Origin of the sequence: Clostridium sp. (genome assembly GCF_040797585.1) — a bacterium.
In the GTDB taxonomy this organism is placed as follows: Bacteria; Bacillota; Clostridia; order Clostridiales; family Clostridiaceae; genus Clostridium_Z.
On sequence record NZ_JBFNEO010000139.1, the window covers coordinates 1 to 7704 of the forward strand.

Below are 7704 nucleotides of genomic sequence, written 5' to 3' on the forward strand. Positions count from 1 at the left end.
CCCCTAGATTAACTCATCTAACCTTTAGATGGTTGAAAAAATACCATCTAAAAGAAGTCTTCTAGTAGATTCTTTTAATACATAAGAGAACTTGTAGAACTAGTTTTATATACTTATAATATTAATTAAGAATATAAGGAGTTTTAAAAGAGGATAGAAATGTGTTATGTATATATATTAGAATGTGGAGATAAAACTTTATATACTGGGTGGACAACCAATCTAGAAAGAAGAATAAAAGTCCATAATGAAGGAAAGGGAGCTAAGTACACTAGAGCAAGACTTCCAGTAAGTCTTTTATACCACGAAGAATTTGAAAATAAAGTTGATGCAATGAAAAGAGAATATGCAATAAAGCAGTTAACAAGAGAAAAAAAGATGAAATTAGTTAAATGTAATAGAGATTAAATAAAGTAAACCCACTTAAGTAAGGAAAACTTACTTAAGTGGGTTTATCTTATAGAGCTATGGAAAGGATATTATATATATCATCTCTATTTAATTTCTTTAAGGTTCCTAAAGGACTTTGAATAGAAGCATTATCGGCTATAAAGTCTAAATTTTCCTTTTTAACTCCAACTTCAGTAAGAGTTATAGGAGCTCCCATGGACTTATAGTAGTCTCTTAATGCTTCAATACCTTCTAGGGCAATTTCTTCAGAAGAACCTTCTGTTATACCAAAAATATTTCTTCCCATTTTAGCTAATTTCTCAGTATTCTCTTTATATAAATATTTCATCCAAGCAGGCATTATTATTGCAAGACCTGCACCATGGGAAATATCATTGAAAACACTTAAAGAGTGTTCAATATCATGAGATGCCCAGTCTCCAATTCTTCCATGGAAAACTAAACCATTAAGAGCTAATGTAGCAGCCCATGCCATTTCACATCTAGATTCGTAGTTATTAGGATCTTCTATAAGAATTTTTGAATGCTTAATTACAGTTCTTATGATACCTTCCGAGATTTCATCAGCCATATCTGTATTAGGTGTTCCATCGAAGTAAGCTTCAAATACATGGGTTATAGCATCTATTGCTCCATTTACTGTTTGAAGTCTAGGTAGAGTACATTGTACGGAAGGATCAATAATTGATACCTTAGGATAAAGAAGAGGGGAGCCAAATGCCCATTTTTTACCTTCTTCTTCATTAGTTATAACTCCACCAAAATTCATTTCAGACCCTGTAGCTGAAAGAGTAAGTACTGTGAAAACTGGAATAGCCTTAGTTAATTTACCTTCACCTTCAAATAAATCCCATACATCTCCATCATAAGAAGCTCCAGCAGCTATAGCTTTAGCAGAGTCTATTACACTTCCTCCACCAAGGGCAATTACCCCTTGAAGATTATGATCGTGAACTAGTTTTATACCTTCCTTTACCTTAGATAACACAGGATTAGGCTTAACTCCAGAAAGCTCTATAAAATCCACACCATTAGCCTTTAAAGACTCTGTGGCAGCATCATAAACGCCATTTTTAAAGATAGATCCTTTTCCATAAAGAACTAAAACTTTAGAAAGACCTGAATCTTTTACATATCCGCCTAATTTACCTATGGTGTCTTTTCCAAAAACTAGCTTTGTTGAGTTTTGAAAAGAGAAATTTAACATAAAAAAACCTCCTTAGAGCTATGATTATAGTTTATTTATTAAGAAATTCTTAGCCTTAGATGGCTTTTTTAAGATAGAATAGAATACCATCTAAAGATTAAAATTACTTAGTAAGGAGCGTAAGATTTTCATATATCATTTAAAAGAGTATTATACCATGGCGCTCCTATAAAAAATCTTAAGTATAATTATATTAATAATTATAACTTATAAATGTATATGTTTTGGATTTTAAAACATACCTTTTAATAAAAGTTAATAAAACCACTATAATAGTTTTCCATTACAGTGGTAACTTAGTCATTAAAATTAATTAGTTTTAGGTAATTTATCTTTAATGATTTCTTTAATTTTACTTGGAAGTAGAGCCTCATCTTCCTTAGTTAAGTTTTTGGTTTCTACCATAGGATGAATATATACATTAACTTCACCAGGTTTTATTTTATTACCATTAGCCTCCATCAGCTTATAAGATCCATCTATGGTTACTGGTACTATAGGAACCTTAGACTTTGTTGCAAGCTTAAAACTTCCTGCTTTAAAGTCACCTATTTTATCACCCTTGCTTCTTGTTCCTTCAGGAAATATTACTAAGGAATGGCCAGATTTTAAAACCTTAACCCCTTCTATAATTGCAGATGCAGATTTTCTAAGGTTACTTCTATCCATAAATATACAATTCATATATCCCATCCAAGTTCTAAGTAGAGGAATTTTTTGCATTTCTATCTTAGAGATGTATCCTTTAGGTTTATCAATATAACTCATAAATATTGCAATATCAAAATTACTTTGATGATTACTTACAAATAATACAGGGATATCCTTTGGTATATTCTCTTCACCGAAAACATTTATTTTTGCTCCACTGAGCTTTATATGAGACATGGCCCATTTTGATGTTACTTTATGTATATACTCTTCTCTTTCTTTAGTAAGTCCTTTTTTATCAAGGGATTTTACCTTATACATGCCAGGCACTTTTCCAATAAGGCTTGTAGCAAAATGAGTATACCATGCTATAGTTCTTAACATAAATATTGACCTCCGCAAATTATTAAGTCCATTATATATTTAAAAGTATAGTACAAACCTCTCCAATATAAAAGTAGATTTTAAAGTGAGTTATGTAATAATGCAATTTTATATTATGTTTTTATAGAAGATAAGTCATATATTTGAAATAGAAATTATGTATTTTATAAGGTATAGAAGCTAATAATTTTAATGGTACAGCTTAACTAGTACAATGAGTTAATTTCATCTCCTTATCACACAAAGGTGAATATTATAGGTTATTTTTATAAAACATAATTATAAAAAATTTGTAACAAAAATATCTAATAAAGGTATGAAGAAGAGGTTTTCATTTCAGTGATTATTGAAGAATATAATTTCTTATATTGAAGTAAAATATAAATTATAAAATGAACAGAAAATAAGGTGAAATTATAATTAGCCAGCTAATCAATATTTAGCATATGAATTTTAATATGAACCGTATTCATCTAGATGTTAGAACCTGTAGACTAATGATAAAATCAATGATATAAGTAGTTTTAATTTTATTAACAAAGATGTAAATTGACCATATTGACTATGTAATTTTATGGTGATATTATATATTTTACTTAGACGACTAATTAAATGAGGTGGTAAAATGGAGCTTTTTAATTCAGACTCCTTATATTATATTTTTGGTGAAGTTATAAAGATGCATTATTATAGAACTCATAAATTATTTGAAAAAGTAGGGCTTTATCCAGGGCAACCCCAATTATTATTTTCTTTATTAAGAAAAGATGGGCAAAGACAAAAGGAATTGGCAGAAAAGCTAAAGGTAAAGCCAGCAACTATTACAGTAATGATTAATAGAATGGAGAAAAATGGGATAATATATAGGGAAAGTGATGATGAAGATCAAAGAGTGTCGAGGGTATATTTAACGGAAAAAGGAAGAGAGATTAGTAAAGAGGTTAAAGAATTAATTGAAAGTATCAACAATGAATGTTTTAGTAATTTTACAGAGGAAGAACAGGTTATACTTCGTAGATTACTACTTCAATTAAGGGATAATTTAAAAATAGCATTAGAAGATGACAATACATAGGAGGAAGTAAAAGTAATAAACTATTAGAAAGGAAGAGATATATGATAAAACTATTTAAGTACTTAAAAAAATATTCTTTACTTATAATTCTTATATTAATATTAGCATTTTTCCAAGCAATGGCAGAACTTAATCTACCTAATCTTATGTCAGATATAGTTGATACAGGGATAATAAAAGGTGATATAAATTATATTTTAAAAATTGGAGGATACATGCTTCTTGTGGCATTAGGTGGAACTATATGTGCTGTAGGTGTAAGCTTTTTCTCATCTAAGGTGGCATTAGGATTTTCAAGAGATCTTCGTGAGAAGGTATTTGAAAAGGTAGAGAGTTTCTCTTCAAATGAGTTTGATGAACTTGGAACCTCTTCTCTTATAACAAGAACCACTAATGATATAAACCAGGTTCAACAGGTAATGGTAATGCTTCTTCGTATAGCATTATTTGCACCTATAATGTTTACTGGAGCTTTAATAATGGCTCTTTCAAAGGATGTTCCCCTATCTTCAGCATTTTTAATTTCCATACCTTTACTTTTAATATTAATTGGAGTTATAGGTAAAATGGGACTTCCATTATTTAAGAGTATACAGAAGAAAATAGATAATCTAAATAGAGTAGTTAGGGAAGGGCTTACAGGAATTAGAGTAGTTCGTGCTTTTAATCGTACTAGTTATGAAGAAGAACGATTTGACGAGGCAAGTAAAGATTTAACAGAGACATCCATAAAGGTTAATAAGATAATGGCAGTTATGATGCCTATGATGATGCTTATATTTAACTTTATGTCCATAGCTATAATATGGTTTGGGTCAAAAAGAGTAGATGCACTAGCAATGGAAGTTGGAGATTTAATGGCATTTCTTCAATATGCAATGCAGGTTATGATGGCAGTAGTTATGGTTTCAATTATATTTATAATGATACCTCGTGCTTCAGCATCAGCAGAAAGAATTAACGATGTTTTAAATCTAGAGCCTGTAATTAGGGATAATGAAAAAACTAAAACTGCTAATGAAAAAAGAGGATATTTAGAATTCAAAAATGTAGTGTTTAGATATAAGGGAGCGGAGCATCCTGTATTAAGTGATATATCCTTTAGTACAAATCCAGGAGAAACTACAGCTATAATTGGTAGTACTGGATCAGGGAAATCTGCTTTGGTTAATCTTATACCTAGATTCTATGATGTAGAAAGTGGAGAGATTCTAGTAAATGGAGTGAATATAAATCATATGTCTCAAGAAGATCTTAGACATAAAATAGGGATAGTTCCTCAAAAGTCTGTACTTTTCTCTGGAACTATAAGGGAGAATATAAGATATGGAAAAGAAGATGCTACAGATGAGGATATTATCCATGCAGCAGAGATAGCACAGGCTACAGAGTTTATTTCAAATATGAAGGATGGATATGATTCAGAGATAGCTCAGGGAGGAAACAATGTATCTGGAGGACAAAAGCAGCGTTTATCTATAGCAAGAGCTATAGTTAGAAAACCAGAAATATATATATTTGATGATAGTTTCTCTGCTCTTGATTTTAAAACTGATGCTAAACTTCGTCAGGCATTAAAGGGTGAAACAAAGGAATCCTCAGTTATAATAGTTGCTCAAAGGGTTAGTACTGTAATGGATGCAGATAGAATAATAGTTTTAGATGAAGGAAAAATTGCTGGAATGGGCACACATAAAGAACTTTTAGAGAACTGTAGTGTATACAAAGAGATTGTGGCATCACAGCTTTCAGAGGAGGAGATAGCATGAGTGTAGGAGAAAAAAAGAGACCAATGGGCGGTGGAAAGGGACCTATGGGTCCAGGAGCAGGAGTAATGCCTGTGCAAAAAGCCAAAGACTTTAAAGGCAGTGGTAGAAGATTATTAAAGTATATAGGTAAATATAAAATTAGACTTTTTCTAGTTTTACTTACAGCTATAATAAGTACTATATTTAGTATTGTAGGTCCTAAAATAATGGGGGAAGCAACAACAAAACTTTTTGAAGGTTTAGTGGCTAAGATGATGAAAGTTCCAGGAGCTGCTATAGATTTTGGGTATATATGGGATATAGTTATTATTCTTATAGGATTGTATCTTGTAAGTTCTATATTTAGTTACATTCAACAATATATCATGGCAGGAGTATCCCAAAAAACAGTTTATGATATGCGTAAGGAAGCTGAAAGTAAGCTTGGACGTATGCCTCTTAAGTATTTTGATTCAAATCCCCATGGTGATACTCTAAGTAGATTTACTAATGATATGGATAATATAAGTGCTACACTTCAGCAAAGTATGACTCAGCTTATAACCTCAGTGATAACTATAATTGGAATACTTATAATGATGTTTAGAATAAGTCCAATTATGACATTGATTGCTTTAGTAGTTCTTCCAGTAGCTATATTCTTAATTAGACCTATACTTAAGAAGTCCCAAAATCATTTTGCAAATCAACAAGAGTATTTAGGAGACTTAAATGGTCATATTGAGGAAATTTACACAGGTCATAATATTGTAAAAGCCTTTGGACAAGAGGAAAAAGCAATAAATGAGTTTAAGGAAGTAAATGAGAAGCTTTATAATGTAGGATGGAAGGCTCAATTTATCTCAGGACTTATAATGCCTTTAATGAGTTTTATAAATAACGTTGGATATGTGGCAGTATGTGTAACAGGTGGATATTTAGCAACTAAGGGAAGTATTTCAGTTGGAGATATTCAAGCCTTTATACAATATATGAGACAGTTTTCTCAGCCAATAAATCAAACAGCTAATATAGCAAATATTATTCAATCTACAGTGGCTTCAGCAGAGCGTGTATTTGAAATTCTAGATGAGGAAGAAGAAATACCAGATAGTGAGGATGCGGTAGTAATTGAAAATCCAAAGGGTGAAGTTAAATTTGACCATGTTAACTTTGGATATAAAGAGGATGTTATCCTTATAAATGATATGAATATAGATGTTAAGAAGGGTCAAACCATTGCCATAGTAGGACCTACAGGAGCAGGAAAAACAACTCTTATAAATTTATTAATGAGATTTTATGAGATTAATAGTGGAAAAATAACCGTTGATGGAGTAGATATAAGAGATATAAAGAGAGAACATCTACGTCATATGTTTGGTATGGTTCTTCAAGATACATGGTCCTTTAGTGGAACCATAAGAGATAATATAGGATATGGTAAAGAGGGATCTACTAATGAAGAAATTGTAGAAGCTGCAAAGGCTGCCCATGCAGACCATTTTATAAGAACTCTTCCAGATGGGTATGATACCATATTAAATGAAGAGGCTTCAAATATTTCTCAAGGACAAAAGCAGCTATTAACTATAGCAAGAGCAATACTTAAAGATCCATCTATATTAATACTTGATGAAGCAACAAGTAGTGTTGATACAAGAACAGAAGTTTATATACAAAAGGCTATGGATAACCTAATGAAAGGAAGAACTAGCTTTGTTATAGCTCACAGATTATCAACTATCCGTGATGCAGATTTAATTCTTGTTATGAATAAAGGAAGTGTAATAGAACAAGGAAACCATAATGAGCTTATGGATAAAGGTGGATTCTATGCAGATCTTTATAATAGTCAGTTCTCTAAAGGAAATATGGAGGATGTAGGTTAAGATAAGTATTAAAAGAGTTATCTTTAAATGAAAAAATATTTAAAGAAACAATAATATAATATCCTAAATGCATAATAGTATTATTAGAGATTTGCTTATTCTATATTTAATACTATATATAAAAAATAAAGAAGGTACTATAAATTCATGAATTTATAGTACCTTCTTTATATATTAATATTAGGACAATAAAATTGAATATTCTGAGCAGCTAAGTCTAAATTTATAGGATCATCAAAAGCAAAGGAGTTATTACCAAAATACAAGCCAGGATGATTTTCAAGAGCATGAAGAATTAAAACTATATAAAAGCTAAGGGGAGTTATAGTTATAGTT

Annotated in this window: 6 protein-coding genes; 4 read left to right on the top strand and 2 right to left on the bottom strand. The window is 30.8% G+C overall.

Annotated features, from left to right (window positions below; all coding sequences use genetic code 11):
* The first annotated feature begins 159 nt into the window (after positions 1-159).
* Entirely contained in the window at positions 160-408 is a 249-nt protein-coding gene (locus AB2369_RS09405) for a GIY-YIG nuclease family protein (RefSeq protein WP_367666228.1), read from the top strand.
* 49 nt (positions 409-457) lie between these two features.
* Here AB2369_RS09405 and AB2369_RS09410 read toward each other — a convergent pair whose 3' ends face one another.
* Positions 458-1618: an iron-containing alcohol dehydrogenase gene (locus tag AB2369_RS09410; RefSeq protein WP_367666229.1), complete on the bottom strand. Its 1161-nt coding sequence runs from the start codon at positions 1616-1618 to the stop codon at positions 458-460.
* 309 nt (positions 1619-1927) lie between these two features.
* Positions 1928-2653, bottom strand: a complete 726-nt coding sequence (locus AB2369_RS09415) for a lysophospholipid acyltransferase family protein (protein ID WP_367666230.1) — start codon at positions 2651-2653, stop codon at positions 1928-1930.
* 625 nt (positions 2654-3278) lie between these two features.
* Here AB2369_RS09415 and AB2369_RS09420 point away from each other — a divergent pair.
* The 3 genes from AB2369_RS09420 to AB2369_RS09430 are packed head-to-tail and all read left to right on the top strand — an operon-like array spanning position 3279 to position 7368.
* Entirely contained in the window at positions 3279-3728 is a 450-nt protein-coding gene (locus AB2369_RS09420; RefSeq protein WP_367666231.1) for a MarR family winged helix-turn-helix transcriptional regulator, read from the top strand.
* Between the two features lie 41 nt (positions 3729-3769).
* Positions 3770-5497, top strand: coding sequence for an ABC transporter ATP-binding protein (locus tag AB2369_RS09425; protein ID WP_367666232.1), 1728 nt, complete (start codon positions 3770-3772; stop codon positions 5495-5497).
* Positions 5494-7368 (top strand): ABC transporter ATP-binding protein, encoded by a 1875-nt coding sequence (locus AB2369_RS09430; protein WP_367666233.1) that lies wholly within the window; start codon positions 5494-5496, stop codon positions 7366-7368. Before AB2369_RS09425 ends, AB2369_RS09430 begins: the two co-directional genes overlap by 4 nt.
* Positions 7369-7704: the final 336 nt, after the last annotated feature.